Raw genomic sequence first — 19,909 nt, forward strand, 5'->3', positions numbered from 1 at the left:
GGTTGAGAAAGGTTCAGTCGTTGGCGGCGATGTCGTCGACCAGCTCCAGCAGGGTACGCACCGGCACCCCGGTGCCGCCCTTGGTCCAGTACCCGGTCGGCTCGCCCGCGTGGTAGCTCGGCCCGGCGATGTCGATGTGCGCCCACGGCACCTCGTCGGCGACGAACTCGCGCAGGAAGACCCCGCCCTGGAGCATGTGGCCGGCCCGGTCCATCGTCGCGTTGACCTGGGAGATGTCCGCGACCTCGGAGTCCATTCCCTTCCGGACGTCGTCCGGCAGCGGCATCGGCCAGGTCGGCTCGCCAGCCGCGTCACCGGCCTGCTGGACCCGCTGGCACAGCTCGGTGCTGCCCATCACCCCGGCCACCCGCTTGCCGAGCGCCACCACCTGGCCGCCGGTCAGCGTGGAGGTCTCGACCAGGTAGTCGCAGCCGTCCTCGCAGGCCCGGGCCATCGCGTCGCCGAGCACCATCCGGCCCTCGGCGTCGGTGTTCAGCACCTCGACCCGCTTGCCGTTGTACATCGTCACCACGTCGCCCGGCCGGTACGCGGTCGCCGACGGCATGTTCTCGGCCATCGGCAGGTAGGCGGTCACCGCGACCGCCGGCTTCAGTTCGGCGATCGCCAGCATGGTGGCGGCGACCGCCGCCGCGCCGGCCATGTCGGACTTCATCTCCCACATGCCCTGGGCCGGCTTGATCGAGACGCCGCCGGTGTCGAAGGTGATGCCCTTGCCGACCAGCGCGAGCCGCGTCGCCGGGCCGTCGCCGGCCGGGTCGTAGCTGAGCTTTACCAGCCGGGGCGGCGCCGCCGAGCCGAGCCCGACGGCCAGGATGCCGCCGTAGCCGCCGGCGGCCAGCGCCTGCTCGTCGAGGACCTCCACGCCGAGCCCCGCCTCCCGGGCGGCCGCGGCCACCGAGTCGGCGAAGGACGGCGGGCGCAGCTCGTTCGGCGCCGTGTTCACCCAGTCCCGGGTCCGGGTCACCGCCCGGGCCACCACAGCGGCCCGGGTGATCTCCGCCCGGGCCCGGTCGTCAGCGGCGTCCGGCACGTGCACCGCGATCGCGGCCACCGCCGGGCGGCGGGTCGGCTGCGGCCGGGTCTTGTAGCCGGCGAACCGGTACGCGCCGAGCAGCGCACCCTCGGCGGTGGCGCGCAGCGCGGCCGGGCCGTCCTCGTCGTCGGGCAGCGGAAGGGTCAGCGCGACCCGCTCGGCGCCGGCCAGCGCCCGGACCGCCGCGGCGGCCGCCCGGCGCAGGATCTCCGGTGCCGGGGCCGCCCCGGTCGGCTCCGGGCCGAGCCCGACGGCGGCGACCAGCGGCGCCGTGACGGTGCCCAGGGTGGCCAGCTTGATCACCTCGCCCGGGCTGCCGGTGGCGCCCAGCAGCGCCAGGGTCTCCGTCAGCCGGCCGTCGAACGCCGCAGCGATGCTCTCCGCTCCGGTCGCGAGGAGCAGGGTCCCGGCGAAGCCCGCGGCGGGACCCGGTTCGTCCACCGTCTGGCTGTGCAACCCGATGACGATGGCGTCGACGGCGAGTTCGGCGGGGTCGGTGTCGACCAGGCTGAGGCTGGTGCTGGGCGATGTCACTGCGCGGCTCCGGACGGGCGTGGCCGGCCGCCTGGTTGCGGCCGGGCGTTGTGGTCTCCGGCGCAACCTACCCGCCGGACGAATGGGCTGTCCCGCCGACGGTCCGCCGGACGGGTCCCGCCGATGCTAACCATCAGCCGGATCGCAGGTAGGTTGCGACCCATGACCGACCCGACGCAGGTGACCGGCGAGACCCCGGAACCTCCCGCCGACGCACTCCGCCAGTCGCCGCTGCACGAGCGGCACGCCGCGCTCGGCGCCAAGTTCGCCGCCTTCGGCGGCTGGTCCATGCCGCTGGAGTACGCCAGCGGCGGAGTCCTCCGGGAGCACACCGCGGTGCGTACCGGTGTGGGTGTGTTCGACGTCTCCCACCTGGGCAAGGCCCGGATCACCGGCCCGGGGGCGGCCGACTTCGTCAACGCCTGCCTCAGCAACGACCTGGGTCGGATCGGGCCGGGACGGGCGCAGTACACGCTCTGCTGCGACGAGGCGACCGGCGGCGTGGTGGACGACATCATCGCCTACCTGCACGGTCCCGAGCACGTCTTCCTGATCCCGAACGCCGCCAACACCGCCGAGGTGGTACGCCGGCTCCGCGCCGCCGCCCCGGCCGGGATCACCGTGACGAACGAGCACGAGGCGTACGCGGTGCTGGCGGTGCAGGGGCCGCGCTCGGCCGAACTGCTCGGCACCCTCGGACTGCCGACCGGACACGGCTACATGAGTTTCTCCACCGCCGAACTCGGCTTCTCCACCGCCGGGGCGGCCACCCCGGACGGCGACCTGGTGTCGCTGGTGGTCTGCCGGACCGGTTACACCGGCGAGCACGGGTACGAGCTGGTGGTCCCGGCCGAGGCGGCGACCACGGTCTGGGACGCGCTGCTGGCGGCCGGCGAGCCGTACGGGATCCGCGCCTGCGGGCTCGGTGCCCGGGACACCCTGCGGACCGAGATGGGCTACCCGCTGCACGGCCAGGACCTCTCCCCGGAGATCACCCCGGTGCAGGCCCGGGCGGGCTGGGCGGTCGGCTGGGACAAGCCGGCGTTCTGGGGGCGGGACGCGCTGCTCGCCGAGAAGGCGGCCGGGCCGCGTCGCACCCTGTGGGGGCTGCTGGCGCTGGACCGGGGCATCCCCCGGCCGGGCATGACGGTGCTCTCCGCCGACGGTACGGCCGTCGGCACGGTCACCAGCGGCACCTTCTCGCCGACCCGGAAGGCCGGCATCGCCCTCGCCCTGCTGGACAGCGCCGCCGGGCTGGGCCAGGACGACGAGGTCGAGGTCGACGTCCGGGGCCGCCGCGCCACCATGCGGGTGGTCCGGCCCCCCTTCGTCGCGCCGTCCGTGAAGTAGACCGGCGGGTATCGGGGAGTCTCAGCGGGGCGGAGACTCCGCCGGGACTCCCCGGTCCGGGACTCCCCGGTCCGGGACTCCCCGGTCCGGGACTCCCCGGTCCGGGACTCCCCGGTCCGGGACTCCCCGGTCCGGGACTCCCCGGTCCGGGACTCCCCGGTCCGGGACTCCCCGGTCCGGGGCGAAGCGGGCGGGGGCGGGCCGGTCAGCGTTGGGAGCGGTCGCCGGCGTCCAGGACGGCCTGGGTCCAGCCGCCCTCGATCACCCCGCTGCCGTCCAGCAGGGCCCAGTCGACCACGTCGACGGCGTCCACCACGACGGGCTGGCCGACCCGGACCGCCGGATCCGCCGTGGCGTCGCTGGCGCTGGCCCCGACGATCCGTTCCGGGGTCGCCCACGAGGTGACCCCGGCCCAGACGAACTCCGGCCCCTCGTCATTCGGCAGGGCGTACTTGACCAGCAACTGCACCCCGTCCGGCAGGGTGCCGGCGAGGAACCGCTCCCGGATGCCGGGCAGCCCGTCCCGGGCGGTGGCGATCGCCCGGGCCATCGCGTCGTCCGGCCGGGCGTACCGGACGTCGGACTGGGCGGCGGCACCGAACAGGGCGGCGCAGACCGCCGCGAAGTACCGCCCGGCCGGGCCGGGATGGCCGGACGGGGGCAGCAGGGTCAGGAACGAGTCGGCGTCCGGGTCGGTGGCCGGGTCGAGTTCCAGCCGCAGCGCCGCCGGGCCGGTGGTGTCGTGCTGCTGCGGGTTGCCGTACGCCACCGCGATGTCGTGCCCGGTGACCGAGGTGACCACCGGCAACTGGACGAAGGCCGGCACCTCGCTGTCGGTGAGCCCGTCGGTCCAGGCCCGGAGCAGTCGCCGGGCCACCCCGGTCATCACCGCGCCCCAGGCCCGGGTCAGGTGCGTCGGCACACCCTGCGCCTGCAACTCCAGCAGCCCGAACCGGCGCAGTCCCTTGGTGGTGAACCAGAGCCCGCCGTCGTCCGACGAGTACGGCACCAGGACCCAGTCGATCAGGCGTACCCGGCCCTCGGCGTCCGGCAGCGAGCGCAGCGCGGTGGCCGGGTCGAGGAACTGCAACGCGAAGACGTCGACCACGTCGGTGCCGAGGGACTCGGCGATGGCGCAGGCGACCGTACGGGCGGCCCACTCGTGCGCGGGCGGCCAGCCGGGCCGGTAGCTGGCCTGCACCACCACCAGGTCGGTGGCGGCGTCCAGCCGGGCGAGCTGGGTGTCGGTGGCCCCGAACGCGGTGAGCAGGTCCGGCGGCAGGTGCGGGAACTCGGCGATCGGCCGGGTGTCGACCGTCATGAGCGGGCTGTCCAGCATCTGCCGGGCGAGGTCGTGCACCGGCCCGGAGAGCCGGCCGCCGAGCGCCGCCACCGCCTCGGCCGGGGCCGGGTCGACCTGGCCGGTGGTGGGCACCAGGTAGGTCGCGGTCAACGACTCCGGGACCGGCACGGGCAGGAAATCGTCCGTGATGAGCATTACGTCCCCCGCTCGACCGCCTGTTGGCCTGGTACTCGTGCTGGTGTCCTTTTCGCGAACGCTACCCGCGAACGCCTGCCCGGTCAGCCGGTCAGCACGACACCGAGGTAGAACAGCGTGCTGCCGAGTTCGACGCCTGCGCCGAGCACGTCGCCGGTGATGCCGCCGAGCCGGCGTACCACGTGCCGGACCAGCAGCAGCGTGCCGGCCAGCGCCACGGCGACCGCGAGCGGGCCCTGCCAGGGGCGGTCCGGCACCGCCGGTACGGCGAGCAGCGCCACCCCGGCCGAGAGCCCGACCAGCGCGGCCGGGCCGACTGTGCCGGCGACCAGCGCGCCGAGCCCTTCCGGGCGGGCCGCCGGGACACCGCGCCGGCAGGCCCAGCTAACCGCCAGCCGACCGGTCGCGGCACCGGCGGCCAGCGTCGCGAGCAGCGCGGTCCACGGCCGGGCCGCCAGCGCCGCGAACGAGGCGGCCTGGAGCAGGAGTACGAGTAGCAGCGCGGTCACCCCGAACGGGCCGACGTCCGGCTGCCGCATGATCCGCAGCGCGGCTTCCCCGGAGCGGTACGAGCCGAGCGCGTCCACGGTGTCGGCCAGCCCGTCCAGGTGCAGCCCCCGGGTCAGCAGCGCCGCCACCGCCACGGTCACCACACCGGCGACCAGCGGCGGGGCGAGCGCGCCCAGCCCGCCGAGCACCCCGGCGAGGAGTACCCCGAGCAGCGCGCCGACCAGCGGGGCCAGGGTCATCGCGGTACCGGCGGTGGCGCGGTCGACCCGACCGGCCCGCAGCGGTGCGACGGTGAAGGTGGTCAGCGCCAGCCGGCCGCCGGCCGCGAACCGGCCCTCAGGCACCCGGTGGCACGGTGGCGCCGTCCCGACGCCCGCCGTCCCGGTCGTCGGTCGCCCCGATGCCGGTGGCCGGCTGCCCCGGCAGCGGCGCCTCCGTCGATGCCTGTTCCGGCAGCGGCGTGTCCGTCGCCGGTTGCCCGGTGGTGTCGTCCGGCACCGCGGTCGGGCCGGGGCCGGCCGGTGGCGGCTCGATGAACTCCTGGTCGTCGTCCGGGGTGTCGTCGTCGGGCCCGGGACGGTCGGCCGGCGGGCCCGGTGCCCACGGTTCGGCCGGGTCCGGCATCGGCGGGTGGGAGTCGTCGTCCGGCTCGGGGCGGTCGGCCGCCGGTTCCGGGGTCCAGGGTTCGGCCGGGTCCGGGTGCGCCGGGTCGGAGTCGTCGGCCGGTCCGGGGCGGTCGGCCGCCGGTTCCGGTGCCCACGGTTCGGCCGGGTCCGGCACCGGCGGGAGCGAGCCGTCGCGCGCCGGATCGGTCCGGTCGGTGCCCGCCGGCTCGGCTGGCTCGCCGCCCGCCAGGCTCGGATGCACCGGGAGGGTACCGGCGAGGGTCAGCGCGGCGCGCAGCAGCGGCAGCGCGGCCAGCGCGGCGCCACCCTCGCCGAGACCGAGCCGCAGGTCCAGCAACGGGCTCAGGTCGAGCACGTCGGCGCCGAGCTTCACCGCCGGGTGGTCGCCGTGGTCCGGTAGCAGGCACCAGTGCCGGGCCTGGCCGGCGAGATCCCGGCTGACCAGGCCCGCCGCCACCCCGACCGGCCCGTCCAGCAGCACCGGGGTACGCCGGGCCGTCGCGCCGAGCAGGACGCCGGTGGCGATCGCCAGGTCGCCGCCACCCAGTTCGGCGAGTACGTCCTTGGCGTCCCGGGGGCTGCGCCGGGTCCGGTGCATCGCGTCCCGGACCGCCGCGCAGCGCTGCATCCACGCCTCGTCGTCCACCCGCCCGCCGAGCGTCACCACCCGGCCGAGTATCGCCGCGGGTTCGGCGCCGGCCGTGGCGGCCAGTACGGCTGCCGCGGCCGCCTCGGTACCTGCACCCGAGGCGGCGAGGACCAGCAGGTCCACCCCCGCGTCCACCGCCTCCTCGGCGAGCCGCCAGCCGTAGCGCAGGGCCGCCTCGACCTCGTCGGCGGTCAGCGCCGGGCCCTCCTCGATCGGCCGGGACAGCGGTGCCTCGACCACCTGGAGGGTGGCGCCGGCCTCGGCGGCCAGCCGGGCGATCGGCCCGGTGCCCTGCCGGGCCTGCTCGGCGCGGCGGGCGGACTCGCCAGGGACCGCGCCCGCGGCGGCACCGCCGGAGTGGTCGCCGTGCAGCAGCAGCACCCGGACCGAGCGCCAGGGCTGCGGCGTCGACGTCCCCTGGGTGGCGGCGGCGAACGAGACCACCCGGTCCAGGTGGCCGAGGCCGCTGCCGGGCAGGTCGAGCGTGCCGAGCCGGTCGACGGCGGCGGGGCCGGCGTACTCGTCCGGCATCGGCAGGTCCATCCCGGGCTGGATGACCAGACCGGTGGCGACCATCGGCAGTGCCATGGTCGGCGCGGTCCAGCCCGTCCCGGTCCCGGTCGGTGTCGACGGCGCGGGTTCGGCCGCCGGTGCCGGGATCACGGTCGGGCGGAGTACCTGCGGCACCGCGCCCAGCACGTCGGTCCAGGCCGAGGTGGCCGGGGCGGTCCGGTCGGCGCCGGCCCGGTCGAGCTGCGCCGGTACGCCGGGCTGGCCGGCGCCGGCCGGGACCGCCGGCGACCGGTCCGCGCCGGCCTTCAACCAGGCCGGTTGCCCGGCGATCACCAGCACCACCGCGTCGCAGGCGTCCGCGACCGCCTGGTTGGTGGTGCCGAGCGCGTCGGCGAAGGCCCGCCCGAGCGGGGTGACCGGCACCGTCGAGAGCCCCACCTCGGGGCTGACCAGCACCAGCCGGGCCGGGCAGTTCCGGATCGCGGTGCCGAGTTCGCCGATGGTGGCGACGTCGTCGGCGGGCTGGTGCGCCGGGTCGAGCAGCACGGTCACCCAGCCGCCGAGGTCGTCGACGAGCAGCGTGTCGTTCGGACCGGCGCCGGCGATCACTTCGGCCAGCCGGGACGGGTCGGCGTTGGCCTCCTCGGTCGTCCAGCCCGCCGGCCGGCGGATCCGGTGGGCGTCGATCCGGGCCGTCCAGTCCGGGTCGTCCGGGTCGGTCGCGGCGGTGGCGACATAACGGACAACCGGTACGTCCTTCAGCAGCGACTCGGCGAACTCGGACTTGCCGGAGCGGATCCCGCCCAGCACCAGGAGCCTGCTCCACCCGTCTACGGACATGCCCGTACCTTAGAGCGCTTGGCTGGACAGCTCGCGGCGAGGTGCGGGGGTGCGGAATCGCTCCGGACCGCTCTGGCTGGCTGGCACCGGCCGGCCGACTAGGCTGGCGGGGGTTTGTCGGCGCGGAAGATCGGCGAGGGGAGACGCGACATGCCGTGGAGCTGGCGGTACGAGGGCGCGGACGGCGATCCGGTGAACGGACCGGCCGAGGCGTTCAGCAGCCAGGCCGACGCCGAGTCCTGGATCGGCCAGACCTGGCGTGAACTCGCCGCCGCGGGTGTCGCCTCGGTGCTGCTGGTCGAGGACGACCGGGTGGAGTACCGGATGAGCCTGCTGCCCGCGGCCGAGTGACCGGGATGAACTTCGACCAACGCGGCCGGGACCGGCTGGTCCTCGGCGTGCCTCCGGAGGCGTTCCGGCCCAGCCCGATCTTCCTGGCCCTGGTCGCGCTCTTCGTGACCAGCGGCGCGATGGCGTGGAACGGGTTCGGCAACGTCCGGCTCGACGTCTTCCTCTTCGTCGTCTCGGGCTGGCTGGTCTCGCTCTGCCTGCACGAGTACGCGCACGCCGTGGTGGCGTACCGGGCCGGTGACCGGGGAGTGGCGCACCGCGGCTACCTGACCCTGAACCCGCTGAAATACAGCCACCCGCTGCTGTCGATCATCCTGCCCGTGGTGGTCGTGCTGCTCGGCGGCATCGGCCTGCCGGGCGGGGCCGTCTGGGTGGACCGGCACGAGATTCCCGGCCGGCTCCGGCACTCGCTGGTCAGCCTGGCCGGCCCGGCCACCAACGTGCTGTTCGCGCTGCTGCTGGTCGTGCCGTTCGCGATCGGGGTGGACGTCAACGCCGCGCCGGAGTTCTGGTCCGGGGTCGCGCTGCTCGCCTTCCTCCAGCTCACCGCGAGCATCCTCAACCTGCTGCCGGTGCCGGGTCTGGACGGCGGCAACGTCCTCCAGCCGTGGTTGAACCCGCAGTGGCGGCGCGGCTACGACCTGATGGCGCCGTACGGCTTCATCCTGCTCTTCGCCCTGCTCTGGAACCCGCGGGTCGGCGGCTGGTTCTTCGGCGGGGTCTTCGCGGTCGGCGACCTGATCGGCCTGCCCGACTACCTCTACGCCGAGGGCCTGCGCCTGATCCGCTTCTGGCAGGGCTGACCCCGGACGGTACCCGGAAGGCCCCCGCCCGGCGCGTGCCAGGTCGGCGCGTGTCGGGCGGGGGCCTTCGCCGCACCTGCCGGGGTCAGGACCGCCGCACGGTCACGGCCGCTGGGCCGGGCTCTGCGTCTTGGCCGGGTCCCGCTCGGTGATCGGTTCGACGATCTCGTCGATCGCCTTGAGCAGCTCGGCGTCGAGCTTCACGCCGGCCGCCTTGACGTTGTCCTGCACCTGCTCCGGGCGGGAGGCGCCGATGATCGCCGAGGAGACGTTCGGGTTCTGCAGCACCCAGGCGACCGCGAGCTGGGCCATGCTGAGGCCGGCCTGCTCGGCGAGCGGCTTGAGCCGCTGCACCCGGGTCAGTACCTCGTCGGACATGAACCGGGCGATGAAGGTCGCCCCGCCGGAGGTGTCGGTCGCGCGGGAACCGGCCGGCGGCTCCTGGCCGGGCAGGTACTTGCCGGTCAGCACGCCCTGGGCGATCGGCGAGAAGACGATCTGGCTGACGCCGAGTTCCTGGCTGGTCGGTACGACATCGCCCTCGATGACCCGCCACAGCATCGAGTACTGCGGCTGGTTCGAGACGAGCTGGATCTTCAGCTCCCGGGCCAGCTCGTGCGCGGCCCGGATCTCGGACGCCTTCCACTCCGAGACGCCGATGTAGTGCGCCTTGCCGGAGTGCACGACGTCGGCGAACGCCTCCATCGTCTCCTCCAGCGGCGTGGAGTAGTCGTACCGGTGCGCCTGGTAGAGGTCGACGTAGTCGGTCTGGAGCCGGCGCAGCGAGCCGTTGATCGACTCCATGATGTGCTTGCGGGACAGGCCCCGGTCGTTCCGACCCGGACCGGTCGGCCAGTAGACCTTGGTGAGGATCTCCAGACCCTCCCGGCGCTCGCCCTTCAGGGCCCGGCCCAGCACCGACTCCGCCTTGGTGCCGGCGTACACGTCGGCGGTGTCGAAGGTGGTGATGCCGACGTCCAGAGCCGCGCGTACGCAGTCCAGCGCGGCCTCCTCCTCGATCTGGGAGCCGTGGGTGATCCAGTTTCCGTACGCGATCTCGCTGATCAGCAGGCCCGAGCGGCCAAGGTGTCGGAATTCCATACCTCTGACCCTAGTCCTCGTACCCCGAGTGGATCAGGTTGGGCGACCGGGCGAGGTACCCAGATCACAGCACGGGCTTGGTGTCGGCGAGCAGCCGGTCGATCTCCTCCATCACGTCGTTCCGGCTCGGGTGCACCGCGTCGATCAGCGGCTCGCCCCGGCGGTCCAGCGCACCCCACTGCCCGGCGCCGTTGCCGATCAGGAACGCGACCGGATGGATCACCAGCGCCGGGTGGGCCGGCGCGACCAGTACCTGCCCGGACCGGTCCACCACGCCCTTGCGCCCGCCCGCGTCGACGATCGCCAGCCCCTCGTCGGTGAACCCGTCGACGTACCGGCCGTCGGTGAGCGCGGTGGTGAAGCCGGTGTAGCGGGTCGGCAGCACCACCTTGCCGTTCCGGTCGACCGCGCCCCAGCCGCCCCGCCGGACGGCGGCGACACCGCGCCGGAACGGGCGTACGTCCTCGAAGCCGGCCGGGATGACCACCTTGTTGGACTTGTCGATCGCGATCCAGCCGCCGGTGCCGTCCCGGGACACCCAGGCCAGCCCGTCGGAGAAGGATCCGACGCCGAGATATCCGGTCGACGCCTCGATCAGCAGCTCACCGGTTTCGTCGATCAGCTCCCAGGTGCGGGTCTCAGGCCGGCGTACCCAGGCCACCCCGTCCCGGAACGGCTGCACGTCGGCGTAGCTCGGCGCGATCGCGAGCTGGCCGTCGGGGTCGGCGTACCCCCAGCGCTGCACCTTCTCGCTGAACTTCGGCACCGGTGGCCGGTGCACCTGGAGGATCTCGTCCCGGTCGCGCGGGTACGGGCCCCAGCCGTTCTGTGCGACCTTGTTGAAGACGGCGTCGAGCGCGAGTTCGGTCCGGGCGATCAGGTCCGGGTCCTCGACCTTGCGCAACTCCAGCGCCTTCTCGAAGTGGTTGCAGGCTTCCATGTAGCGGCCCTGGTCGTAGCAGGACCGTCCGGCGTGCTCGTGCATGGTGGCCCGCAGCCGGTCCGGCAGCTCGGAGGAGTTCGCCTCCTCGAAGAGCCGGTCCGCTTCGGCGAAGTCCCCCCGCCACTGGAGTACGTGCGCCAGCCGGGCCTGCGCGATCGCGATCCGCCGCAACTGGCCGGTCGCCTCCGCGTGTGCCAGCGCCAGCTTGCCGTCGGAGAGCGCCTTGCCGAGGTCGCCGAGGATGCGGGAGACCACCGCCCGCAGGCTCAGCAGCCGGGCCCGGGTGCCGTTGTCCTTCGCCGGTTCGAGCTTCTCCGTCAACCGGTCCCGGATCGCCCGCAGCGACTCGGGATCCTCGACCAGCTCCCGCAGGGTCTCGTGGTGGAACCGCCACTCGTACGACGCCAGCACCTGTTCCGGGTCGGTGGCCGCGGGCTCCGCCGGGACGTCGGCGGGTTCCGGCTCGGCCGGCCCTCGTTTTCCGCCCGGTCGGATGATCGGGGTGAGCATGGTGGGCGCGCTCAGCGCGGTCGCCGCCCCGGCCGCCGGCCCGGTCGGCAGCACGGTGTCGGGGCTGGCCTCGACGACCGGCGAGCCCGGCGGCGAGGTGGCCAGTGGGGGTCCGGAGGTGGGCGCGCTGGCCGGCGGCCCGGAGGTGGGTGCGGCGGCGGGCGCTCCGGACGCCGAGGCGGCCACCGGGGGTCCGGAGGTCGGTGCGGCCGGCGGGCCGGAGCTGGGTGCCGCGTCCGGCGGGTCGGCGGCGGCCGCCGGGACCGGCGGCGCGGTCTCCGCCGGCCCGTCCGCCGGGGCGTCGTCCGGGGGCGGCGCGCCGTCGGGTGCCGGGTCGTCCGCCGGTGCCCCGGCGTCGACCGTCAGCTCCGGGTCGCCGTCGCGCGGCTGGTCCGCTGTGCCGGCGCTGTCGTCGGCGGCCGAGGCCGCGTCGGTGCCCGGCTCGGTGGGGGAGGGGGCCGCCAGGGCGGCATCGGTGAGCGGTCCGACTGTGGTGTGGTCCGCGACAGGTCCGGTCTTTGGCATGGAGGGTACGGAAGTCTCACTCGGATCGGTGGCCCGCCCGGTCTCCGGCACGGGCCCGGCGTCGGCCGGTTCGATCGGAGGACCGGACGAGGGGACGGGCGAGGCGGGTTCGATGACGGTACCCGCCACCGGGGTGGCGGCGGCTGGTTCGACCGGCCCGCCGGTGTCCGTCCCGACCGCTGACCCCGGGGGCGGGCTGGCGGGCGTGGTCGACTCGGCGGGCGTGGTCGGGGACGGGGTGCCGGCGGGCGTCGGTGCGGGCAGGAACTCCAGCCGCAGGCCCGTGGTCGGGGGTGGCGTGACCGGCGGGCGCTGGCCGGTCTCGTCGGCGGACGGCTGTCGGGGCGGCCGGGGAGCCGGATCCGACGGTGCGGCCGGGGTCAGCCAGCCCGCGGCCCGTTCGCGCGGTGGCTCCGCAGAGGCCGCCGGCTCGGCCGGGGGCGGTGTGAGCCACGGCCCCGGCTCGACCTGCCGGGGCGGTTCGACCTGCCGGTTCGGTTCGGCGCTTCGGGGCGGCTCGACCGTACGGCCCGCCTCGGCTGGCCGGGTCGGGTCGGCGGGCCGGGCTGGCTCCACGGGTCGGGGCGGCCCGACCGGGCGCGGTGCCTCGGCGGCCCGGGCCACCTCCACCGGACGGGGTGGCTCGACGGGGCGCTGCGGCTCGACCGGCCGGGGTCGTTCGGCCGGTCGGGTTGCCTCGACGGGTCGGGGTGGTTCGACGGGTCGGGGTGGTTCGACCGGCCGGGTCGACTCGACCGGGCGCGGTGGTTCGACGGGACGGGGTGGTTCGGCCGGGCGGGTCGACTCGACCGGGCGCGGTGGCTCCACCGGCCGGGTCGACCCAACGGGGCGCGGTGGCTCGACGGGACGGGGTGGCTCCACCGGGCGGCCGGCGTCGATCGGGCGGGGCTCGATCGGCCGGGACTGCTCGACCCGGCGTACCGGCTCGACCGGGTGAGCGGGCTCGATCCGCCGGGCGGGCTCGACCGGGCGAGGCTGTTCGGCGGCCCGGGCCGGTTCTCCGGTCCTGGGCGGTTCCCCGGTCCTGGGCGGTTCTCCGGTCCTGGGCGGTTCTCCGGTCCTGGGCGGTTCTCCGGTCCTGGGCGGTGCGGTCGGGCCGACCCGGTCGGTCGGGCTGGCCGGTCGGGCGGCGACGGCGGGGTACTCGGCGACCCGGTCCGGGCGGACCGGTGCGTCGTCCGGCCGGCCGGTGCGCGGTGGGACCCGGTCGGCACCCGAGACCGGCGTCCGGTCCGGTCGCCCGTATCCCGGTGCCAGCTCGGCGGCGGGCCGGTCGACGCCGGGCGGAGTCGGCCCGACCCGGTCACCCCGGGGCACCGGGCCCGGCCGGGTGGCCGGATCGGTGCCGCGCGGGTCGCGTACCGGTGGACGGCCGGAACCCAGATCGGGGAAGCGCCGGCCCTCGCGCGGCTCCTGGCCCGGGCCGCGCTGGGCTGGCCAACTGGGTGCACCGGACGGTCCGGCGGCGGGGCGCCGGACCGGAGGCTCGGAGCCGGGGCGGTCGGGCCGGGCCCGGGGCGGGGTGCGGCCCGGGGGTGCCTCGCGGCTCCCCGGATGCGGCTGGCCGCCGGACCGGGCCGCCCAACCGTCGGTTCGGTCCTGTCCGGGAGCACCCCGCTCGGGGCCGGGGGAGCCGTCGAACGCCGCCGGCATCGCCGGACGTCCGCCCGGCCCGACCCGGCCCCGGCCGTCCCGAGGTCCGGGCCGGCCGTCGGTGGGCGTCGGGCGCCGGTCCGGCAGCGGCTGGGTCTCCTCGGACGCCGGCCCGGTGAGCCACCGTCCGCGCCGCTCCGGTGCACCGGCCGAGCGACCCGGCCGGTCGTCGCCGGAGCGGTGCGGATCGTGCTGCGACGCGGCCCGGCCACCGGCGAACCCGCTCTCGCCGCGACCTCCGCGCGGTCCGGGCTCGCCGGCACCGGGCGGCCGCCGGTCGTCCCGGCCGACCGGCACCGAACCGCCGGTGCGGTGCTCGACCGGTGGCCGGCCACGTCCGTTCGACGGTTGGTCCCAGGAGTCGGGGCCGGTGTCCCGGGAGCCGGGCGGCGGGTTCCAGCCGGGGGATCGGCTGTCCCAGCGGTCGAGCCGTCCGGTACGCGTCTCGCGCGGCGGCCCGTCCGCCCGGGCCGACGGATGCGCACCGGCGGGTTGCCCGGTACGCCCGCTCGGCAGAGTCTCGCGTCGGCTGCCCGGCGGCGCCTCTGGACGGCTGCCCGGCGGCGCCTCTGGACGGCTGCCCGGCGGCGCCTCTGGACGGCTGCCCGGCGGCGCGTCGGGGCGCCCGTTCGACGGTGCGTCGGGGCGGCCGTTGGAGACCGGCTCGGGACGGCCGAACGGCTCCGGCTCGCCGGGGCGGCTACCCGGCGGCGGTACCTTGGCCCGGCCGGTCGGCACCGGTGCCCGGCCGGCCGGCCGGCGTCGCCGCTGGTGGCCGATGTCTCCGGGATAACGCTGGCCGGGGAACTGCGGCTCCCACTCCGCCGTCGGTTCGACCACCCAGGACGGTTCGGCGGCCTCTCCCCAGCGGCCGGAGTATCGACCGCTCATACCGGCACTCCGAGCCGTACGCCGCTGCCTCGACCGTCTCGGGACCCGATGCCGCGAGCGGTACGCCGAACCGCGCGCGACGCGGCCGGGAAAGCCGGCTCGCGTCGCTCACTCACGGGGTGTCACCTCGTCGAAAAATCTCGCTGGGCAGCCGGGCGTTCCGGGTAAAGTCACCCGGCTCGGTGCAGCGTGGTCGCGGAAGGAGGGTAACGGCGTGGGCTCGGTCACCGCCACTGTGGCACCACCCATCAGCCGAAACATCATCCCATGGTTCCGGACATTTGCTGCGATAACCGGATCAGGGTTTCGTCGGTACTCTACCTACCGGCAAGCTACTCTTGCCGGCGCCTTCACCAACACCGTCTTCGGCTTCCTGCGTTGCTACGTCCTGCTTGCCGTCGCCACCGGCGCCGGTGGCGTCGCGGGCGGCTACAGCCGGGCCCAGTTGGCCACCTTCGTCTGGGTCGGACAGGGCCTGCTCGCCGTGGTACTGCTCTGGCGATGGACCGAACTCGCCGACCGGATCCGCACCGGCGAGGTCGCCAGCGACCTGCTCCGCCCGGTGCATCCGGTGGTCAGCTACCTCGCCACCGACCTCGGCCGGGCCGGGTACGCCCTGCTGACCCGCTTCCTCCCGCCGGTCGTCACCGGGCTGCTCTTCTTCGACCTGGCGTTGCCGACCCGTTGGCAGACGGTGCCGCTCTTCCTGTTCTCCGTCGGGCTGGCGGTGGTGATCTGCTTCGGCTGCCGGTTCCTGGTGAACGCGACCGCGTACTGGCTGCACGACGCGCGCGGCGCGATGATCCTCTGGACCCTCGGCTCCGGCGTACTGGCCGGGCTCTACTTCCCGCTGCGGTTCCTGCCGGACTGGGTCGCCGTGCCGCTCTGGCTGGCCACCCCGTTCCCGAGCCTGTTGCAGACCCCGCTGGACGTACTCGTCGAGCGGGACGGTGCGGCGATCCAGGCCGGGATGGTGGCCGTACAACTGCTCTGGGCCGCTCTGGTCCTGCTGATCTGCCGTACGGTTCAGCGCCGGGCCGAGCACCGGCTGGTGGTGCAGGGTGGCTGAGTGGACGTACCGGCTGCGGCGTGCGCCGGCCTATCTGGCGCTGTTGCGCGGGCAGGCCCGGTCGCAGGCGTCGTACCGCACCTCGTTCGTGGTCGACCTGGTCAGCAACGTCGGCGCCACCGCGCTCGACGTGCTCACCGTGCTGGTGCTGTTCCGGGTCACCCGGGAACTGGGTGGCTTCGACCGGACCGAGGCGATGGTGATGGTGGGCCTCTCGTCGGCCGCCTTCGCCACCGCCGATCTCGCGGTCGGCAACGTGGAGGCGCTGCGCCAGTACGTCCGGACCGGGCTGCTGGACGCGGTACTGGTCCGCCCGCTCGGGGCGCTGCCCCAACTGCTGCTGATGGACCTGCCGCTGCGCAAGGCGTCCCGGGCCGTCTTCGGGGCGGGCGTACTGGTGGTGGCGCTGGCCACCGCCGACCTGGCGTGGACGCCGGGGCGGGTGGCGCTGGCCGTGCTGGCCCCGCTGGCCGGGGCGGTCTTCTTCGCCGCGATCTTCGTGGCCACCGCGTCGCTGTCGTTCTGGTGGATCGACTCCGGCGAGGTCGGCTCGGCCTTCACCTACGGCGGCCGCGACTTCACCACGTACCCGATGACTGTCTACAGTGGCTGGTTCCGAGCGGCCTTCGCGTACGGCATGGGGTTCGGTTTCGTGGCCTACTACCCGGCACTGGCGCTGCTCGGCCGGGCCGACCCGCTCGGCCTGCCGGCCTGGGTGGGGTGGGCCGCGCCGGGCGTGGCGCTGCCGGCGGCCGCGCTCGCCGCCGCGGCCTGGCGGGTCGGGGTACGCCACTACCGGAGCACCGGCTCGTGACCGCGACCCCGCCGGACGCTCCGGTCATCGAGGCCCGCGAACTGCGCAAGGAGTTCGTGGTACGCGTCCGGGCCGGCCGGTTCCGCCGGGCGAAGCGGGTGGTGGGCGCGGTCGACGGGATAGACCTCACGGTCCGGCGCGGCGAGATGGTCGGCTACATCGGGCCGAACGGCGCCGGCAAGTCGACCACGCTCAAGATGCTGACCGGGGTGCTGAGCCCCTCGTCCGGCCAGGTACGCGTCTGCGGCCTGCTGCCGGTGGCCCAGCGCACCCGGTTGGCGCTGCGCATCGGGGTGGTCTTCGGGCAGCGCTCGCAGCTCTGGTGGGACCTGCCGCTGCGGGACTCCTTCGACCTGCTCCGGCACGTCTACCGGGTGCCGGCGGCCGAGCACGCCGCCCGGCTGCGCCGCTGCCGGGCGGAACTCGACCTGGACGGGTTCCTGGACGTCCCGGTGCGGCAGCTCTCGCTCGGGCAGCGGATGCGGGGCGAGTTGACCGCCGCGCTGCTGCACGGACCGGAGGTGCTCTTCCTGGACGAGCCGACGATCGGGCTCGACGTGGTGAGCCGGCAGGCGGTCCGGTCCTTCCTGGCCGAACTCGGCGCGGCCGGCGACACCACCCTGGTGCTGACCACACACGACCTGGCCGACATCGAGCGGCTCTGCCGGCGGCTGGTGGTGATCGACCACGGCCGGGTGGTGCACGACGGGTCGATCGAGGCGCTGCACTCGCGGTACGGCTCGCGCCGGCAGGTGGTCGCCGACCTCGACGAGCCACTGGCCGAGCCGCCGGTGCTGCCCGGTGCGCCGCTGCTGCGCGCCGAGGCCGACGGACGGCGGCTGGTCTTCGCCTGCGAGTCGGCGACCGCCTCCGACGTGGTGGCCGGGCTGGCCCGGGTCGCCGCGCTGCGGGACATCGCCATCGTGGAGCCGGACATCGAGGACGTCGTCGCCCGGCTCTACCGGGCGCCCGCCCCGGTCGACACCGGCGGGCACTGACCCGGTCTCAGGGGTGCTCCGTCACGCCTGGTGTCAGGGGTGCTCCATCACGAGTACGGCGAAGGTGCCGGGGGCGAGCGCCTCGTAGCGGTGCGGGACGTCGCCCGGAAACGTGACGTAGTCGCCCGGACCGAGTTCGACCGGGTCGGCCGCCGGTCCGGTACGCAGCCGGCCGGCGGCCACCACCAGATGCTCCACGCTGCCCGGGATGTGCGGCTCGGCGTCGCGTACCTGGCCCGGTTCGAGTTCGATCAGGTAGATGTCCCGGCGTACCTGCGGTGCGCCGGCGGCCAGCAGCGTGCCGGTGAACTCGGCCTGCTGCGAGCGCAGCCCGGGCCCGTGCCCGGCCCGGATCACCCGTACCGCCGGCGGGGGCTGCTCGACCAGCCGGCTGAACGGTACGCCGAGGGCGACCCCGAGTGCCCAGACCGTCTCGACGCTGGGGTTTCCGTTGCCGGCCTCGAGCTGGGACAGGGTCGACTTGGCGATCCCGGCCCGGCGGGCCAGTTCCGCCAGCGAGATGCCCGCGCGTTCCCGTTCCCGGCGCAGCGCGGCGGCGATGGCGGGCACCGGGGAGCCGTCGGAACGGGATTGCGTTCGGTCCATCGGTCCATCCGTTCGGGTTGACGAACGTGTCGTAGGTGTTCATTATTCTGAACCATGCGTACGGCAAACCGAACACCGACACCCGATCCGGTGCCGGTCCGGGCCCTACTCCGCGACATCGGCGCGATCGCCGTCGCGATGGTGGCGATCGGCGCCTCCTTCGGCGCCGTGGCACTCGCGGCCGGCCTCCCGGTCCCGGCGATCGTCGCGATGTCCACGCTGCTGTACGCCGGCGGTGCCCAGTTCATCGCGGTCGGGCTGATCGCGGCCGGCAGCCCCGTCGCGGCGGTCTTCGCCGGACTGCTGCTCAACGCCCGGCACCTGCCGTTCGGGCTGGCCCTCGGGGACGTCCTCGGGCGGCGCTGGCGGCACCGGCTGGTCGGCAGCCACCTGATGACCGACGAGGTCACCGCGTTCGCGCTGGCCCAACCCGACCGGGCCGGCCGGCGCCGGGCGTTCTGGCTGGCCGGGACCCTGCTCTTCCTGGCCTGGAACGCCGGTACCCTGCTCGGGGTGCTACTGGCCAGCCGGGTCGGCGACCCGCTCCGGTTGGGGCTGGACGCCGCGTTTCCGGCCGGGCTGCTCGCCCTGCTGCTGCCCGCGCTGCGCGACCCGCAGACCCGTCGGGTGGCCCTGGCCGGCGCGGCGATCGCGCTGCTGGTCACCCCCGTGCTGCCGGCCGGCCTGCCGGTGCTGCTGGCCCTGGCCGGCCTGGCCGTACTGCTACTGCCCCGGCGACCTCGGGAGCGGCCGTGCTGACCGGCCCGGCCGCGCACGGGTCGCCGCCGCCACCGGACCGTCGACCCGGTCCCGTGCAGCAGGAGGCACCGGACCGTCGACCCGGGGAGCGCGGATGCTGATCGCGGTGATCCTGGCCCTGGCCGTCGGCACGTACGCCCTGCGGCTCTCCGGAGTGGTGCTGCGGGACCGGCTGGCCCTGCCCGACGGGGTGAGCCGGCTGCTGCCGATCGCGGCCGCGGCCCTGCTCGCGGCGCTGGCGGTGACGGCGGCGCTGACCGAGGCCGGCGCGTTCGCCGGCTTCGCCCGACCGGCCGGGGTACTCGTCGGTGCCGTGCTGGCCTGGCGCCGTGCCCCGTTCGTCGCGGTGGTGGTCGCGGCGGCCGGTACGGCGGCCCTGCTCCGCCTGCTCGGCGTCCCGTGACCGGTCGGGCCGAGGCGGATGCTCCGGCTGGCCGGCGACGACCGCGAGAGAGGGCTCCAGACCCGGCCGCGGCAGGTCGCGTCCACAGATCGCCCGTCCGCAGATCGCCCGTCCGCAGATCTGGCGCACGCAGATCGCCCGTCCACAGATCTGGCGCCCGCAGATCGCATGTCCGCCGATCTGGGCGTCCGCAGATCGCCCGTACGCAGGGCGCCGACGTCGTGCCGAAGTGGGGCCGAGACTCAGATCGCGTCGCCGAGGTTGACCCGGGGGACCGGGGCACGCATCCGGCGGAAGGTGATGGAGCGCATGATCGCGTAGACGTAGAGCGAGCCCATCCGCTGGTCGGTCTTGGGGAACCGCTGCCGGACCAGCTTCTTGATCTTCCGCGAGATCAACACCGAGTCCACCACCAGGGCGATGGCCAGCAGGCCCCAGAGCAGGTTGGAGGCGAACCGCACCTCCGGAGGCATGGTGTTGGCCGAACCGATCAGCACCACCAGGGCGCCGCCGAAGAACCAGGTCCCGACCGTACGCCGGGAGTCCACCACGTCGCGGGCCAGCCCGCGCTCGGGAGCCCGGTCCCGGGGACCGCCCTCCCGGCGGAACTCGGCCGCCGACTCGGCCCGCAACTGCCGGCGCCGCTCCCGGGCCTCCTGCTTGGTGAGCGGCTTCGCGTCGCCGGCCACCCGCCGACCGGCGCTCGGGCGCTTCGGAGTCTCCTTGCCCAACTCCTTCTTGCTCGGGGTGTAGCCCCGGGGGCGGGCGGGCGCGGACTCCTCGTCGGGGGTCACCTGAGCGGTGGCGTCCTCGACGAGGTCGGTGGGCTTGCGGCGAAACAGCGACGGCACGGGGCAAGGGTAGCCAACCCGCGACCCGCCCCGCACC

General features: G+C 75.2%; 16 protein-coding genes. 8 read left to right on the forward strand and 8 right to left on the reverse strand.

What is annotated here, in order from left to right; genetic code table 11:
- Positions 1–13: 13 nt before the first annotated feature.
- On the reverse strand, positions 14–1,588 hold the full coding sequence (locus ACQEVC_RS19055; protein WP_432879239.1) for a leucyl aminopeptidase: 1,575 nt from the start codon (positions 1,586–1,588) through the stop codon (positions 14–16).
- Between the two features lie 162 nt (positions 1,589–1,750).
- Between ACQEVC_RS19055 and gcvT the strand changes: the two genes are divergently transcribed.
- Positions 1,751–2,938 carry a glycine cleavage system aminomethyltransferase GcvT gene (gcvT, locus tag ACQEVC_RS19060; protein WP_432879242.1) on the forward strand — a complete coding sequence of 396 codons (1,188 nt, stop codon included), beginning with the start codon at positions 1,751–1,753 and terminating at the stop codon, positions 2,936–2,938.
- Positions 2,939–3,143: 205 nt separating this feature from the next.
- On the opposite strand, the gene ACQEVC_RS19065 is transcribed toward gcvT, so the two are convergent.
- The 3 genes from ACQEVC_RS19065 to ACQEVC_RS19075 form a co-directional block, all read right to left on the reverse strand.
- A complete protein-coding gene (locus ACQEVC_RS19065; RefSeq protein WP_432879244.1) occupies positions 3,144–4,436 on the reverse strand; it encodes a DUF2314 domain-containing protein in 1,293 nt (430 codons plus the stop codon).
- Between the two features lie 83 nt (positions 4,437–4,519).
- Positions 4,520–5,290: an adenosylcobinamide-GDP ribazoletransferase gene (locus tag ACQEVC_RS19070; protein WP_432879247.1), complete on the reverse strand. Its 771-nt coding sequence runs from the start codon at positions 5,288–5,290 to the stop codon at positions 4,520–4,522.
- A complete protein-coding gene (locus tag ACQEVC_RS19075; protein WP_432879249.1) occupies positions 5,283–7,574 on the reverse strand; it encodes a bifunctional adenosylcobinamide kinase/adenosylcobinamide-phosphate guanylyltransferase in 2,292 nt (763 codons plus the stop codon). The genes ACQEVC_RS19070 and ACQEVC_RS19075 overlap by 8 nt, the downstream gene beginning before the upstream one ends.
- Positions 7,575–7,724: 150 nt before the next feature.
- Here ACQEVC_RS19075 and ACQEVC_RS19080 point away from each other — a divergent pair, with 150 nt between their 5' ends.
- Positions 7,725–7,925, forward strand: a complete 201-nt coding sequence (locus ACQEVC_RS19080) for a hypothetical protein (protein WP_318394310.1) — start codon at positions 7,725–7,727, stop codon at positions 7,923–7,925.
- Positions 7,926–7,930: 5 nt separating this feature from the next.
- On the forward strand, positions 7,931–8,728 hold the full coding sequence (locus ACQEVC_RS19085) for a site-2 protease family protein (protein ID WP_432879253.1): 798 nt from the start codon (positions 7,931–7,933) through the stop codon (positions 8,726–8,728).
- Between the two features lie 102 nt (positions 8,729–8,830).
- Here ACQEVC_RS19085 and ACQEVC_RS19090 read toward each other — a convergent pair whose 3' ends face one another.
- Both ACQEVC_RS19090 and ACQEVC_RS19095 read right to left on the reverse strand, forming a co-directional pair.
- Complete coding sequence (locus tag ACQEVC_RS19090) at positions 8,831–9,829, reverse strand: aldo/keto reductase family protein (RefSeq protein ID WP_432879255.1); 999 nt, start codon at positions 9,827–9,829, stop codon at positions 8,831–8,833.
- 64 nt (positions 9,830–9,893) lie between these two features.
- Positions 9,894–14,372 (reverse strand): WG repeat-containing protein, encoded by a 4,479-nt coding sequence (locus ACQEVC_RS19095; RefSeq protein WP_432879258.1) that lies wholly within the window; start codon positions 14,370–14,372, stop codon positions 9,894–9,896.
- Positions 14,373–14,586: 214 nt separating this feature from the next.
- Between ACQEVC_RS19095 and ACQEVC_RS19100 the strand changes: the two genes are divergently transcribed.
- From ACQEVC_RS19100 to ACQEVC_RS19110, 3 genes are read left to right on the forward strand one after another with little or no spacing between them, the layout of a single operon-like run.
- On the forward strand, positions 14,587–15,441 hold the full coding sequence (locus ACQEVC_RS19100) for an ABC transporter permease (protein WP_432879260.1): 855 nt from the start codon (positions 14,587–14,589) through the stop codon (positions 15,439–15,441).
- Complete coding sequence (locus ACQEVC_RS19105; RefSeq protein ID WP_432879263.1) at positions 15,434–16,255, forward strand: ABC transporter permease; 822 nt, start codon at positions 15,434–15,436, stop codon at positions 16,253–16,255. Before ACQEVC_RS19100 ends, ACQEVC_RS19105 begins: the two co-directional genes overlap by 8 nt.
- Entirely contained in the window at positions 16,252–17,253 is a 1,002-nt protein-coding gene (locus tag ACQEVC_RS19110; protein ID WP_432879266.1) for an ABC transporter ATP-binding protein, read from the forward strand. Before ACQEVC_RS19105 ends, ACQEVC_RS19110 begins: the two co-directional genes overlap by 4 nt.
- 33 nt (positions 17,254–17,286) lie before the next feature.
- Here ACQEVC_RS19110 and ACQEVC_RS19115 read toward each other — a convergent pair whose 3' ends face one another.
- Positions 17,287–17,859 (reverse strand): helix-turn-helix domain-containing protein, encoded by a 573-nt coding sequence (locus tag ACQEVC_RS19115; protein ID WP_432879268.1) that lies wholly within the window; start codon positions 17,857–17,859, stop codon positions 17,287–17,289.
- Positions 17,860–17,913: 54 nt separating this feature from the next.
- Between ACQEVC_RS19115 and ACQEVC_RS19120 the strand changes: the two genes are divergently transcribed.
- Both ACQEVC_RS19120 and ACQEVC_RS19125 read left to right on the forward strand, forming a co-directional pair.
- Positions 17,914–18,618 carry an AzlC family ABC transporter permease gene (locus ACQEVC_RS19120; protein WP_432879271.1) on the forward strand — a complete coding sequence of 235 codons (705 nt, stop codon included), beginning with the start codon at positions 17,914–17,916 and terminating at the stop codon, positions 18,616–18,618.
- A gap of 94 nt (positions 18,619–18,712) precedes the next feature.
- The gene (locus ACQEVC_RS19125) at positions 18,713–19,021 is read left to right on the forward strand and encodes an AzlD domain-containing protein (protein WP_432879274.1); all 309 of its coding nucleotides are present in this window, start codon (positions 18,713–18,715) and stop codon (positions 19,019–19,021) included.
- 242 nt (positions 19,022–19,263) lie between these two features.
- Here the strand turns inward: ACQEVC_RS19125 and ACQEVC_RS19130 are convergent, their stop codons facing one another.
- Entirely contained in the window at positions 19,264–19,872 is a 609-nt protein-coding gene (locus tag ACQEVC_RS19130) for a DUF3043 domain-containing protein (RefSeq protein ID WP_318394320.1), read from the reverse strand.
- Between the last annotated feature and the right edge of the window lie 37 nt (positions 19,873–19,909).

This window comes from Plantactinospora sp. CA-294935 (genome assembly GCF_050936445.1).
Classification (GTDB): Bacteria; Actinomycetota; Actinomycetes; order Mycobacteriales; family Micromonosporaceae; genus Plantactinospora.

Coding starts and splice junctions, on each gene's coding strand:
- gcvT (WP_432879242.1), top strand. CDS start 1,751: ATGACCGACCCGACGCAGGTGACCGGCGAGACCCCGGAACCTCCCGCC.
- ACQEVC_RS19075 (WP_432879249.1), bottom strand. CDS start 7,574: ATGTCCGTAGACGGGTGGAGCAGGCTCCTGGTGCTGGGCGGGATCCGC.
- ACQEVC_RS19115 (WP_432879268.1), bottom strand. CDS start 17,859: ATGGACCGAACGCAATCCCGTTCCGACGGCTCCCCGGTGCCCGCCATC.
- ACQEVC_RS19120 (WP_432879271.1), top strand. CDS start 17,914: ATGCGTACGGCAAACCGAACACCGACACCCGATCCGGTGCCGGTCCGG.
- ACQEVC_RS19065 (WP_432879244.1), bottom strand. CDS start 4,436: ATGCTCATCACGGACGATTTCCTGCCCGTGCCGGTCCCGGAGTCGTTG.
- ACQEVC_RS19090 (WP_432879255.1), bottom strand. CDS start 9,829: ATGGAATTCCGACACCTTGGCCGCTCGGGCCTGCTGATCAGCGAGATC.
- ACQEVC_RS19080 (WP_318394310.1), top strand. CDS start 7,725: ATGCCGTGGAGCTGGCGGTACGAGGGCGCGGACGGCGATCCGGTGAAC.
- ACQEVC_RS19095 (WP_432879258.1), bottom strand. CDS start 14,372: ATGAGCGGTCGATACTCCGGCCGCTGGGGAGAGGCCGCCGAACCGTCC.
- ACQEVC_RS19125 (WP_432879274.1), top strand. CDS start 18,713: ATGCTGATCGCGGTGATCCTGGCCCTGGCCGTCGGCACGTACGCCCTG.
- ACQEVC_RS19085 (WP_432879253.1), top strand. CDS start 7,931: ATGAACTTCGACCAACGCGGCCGGGACCGGCTGGTCCTCGGCGTGCCT.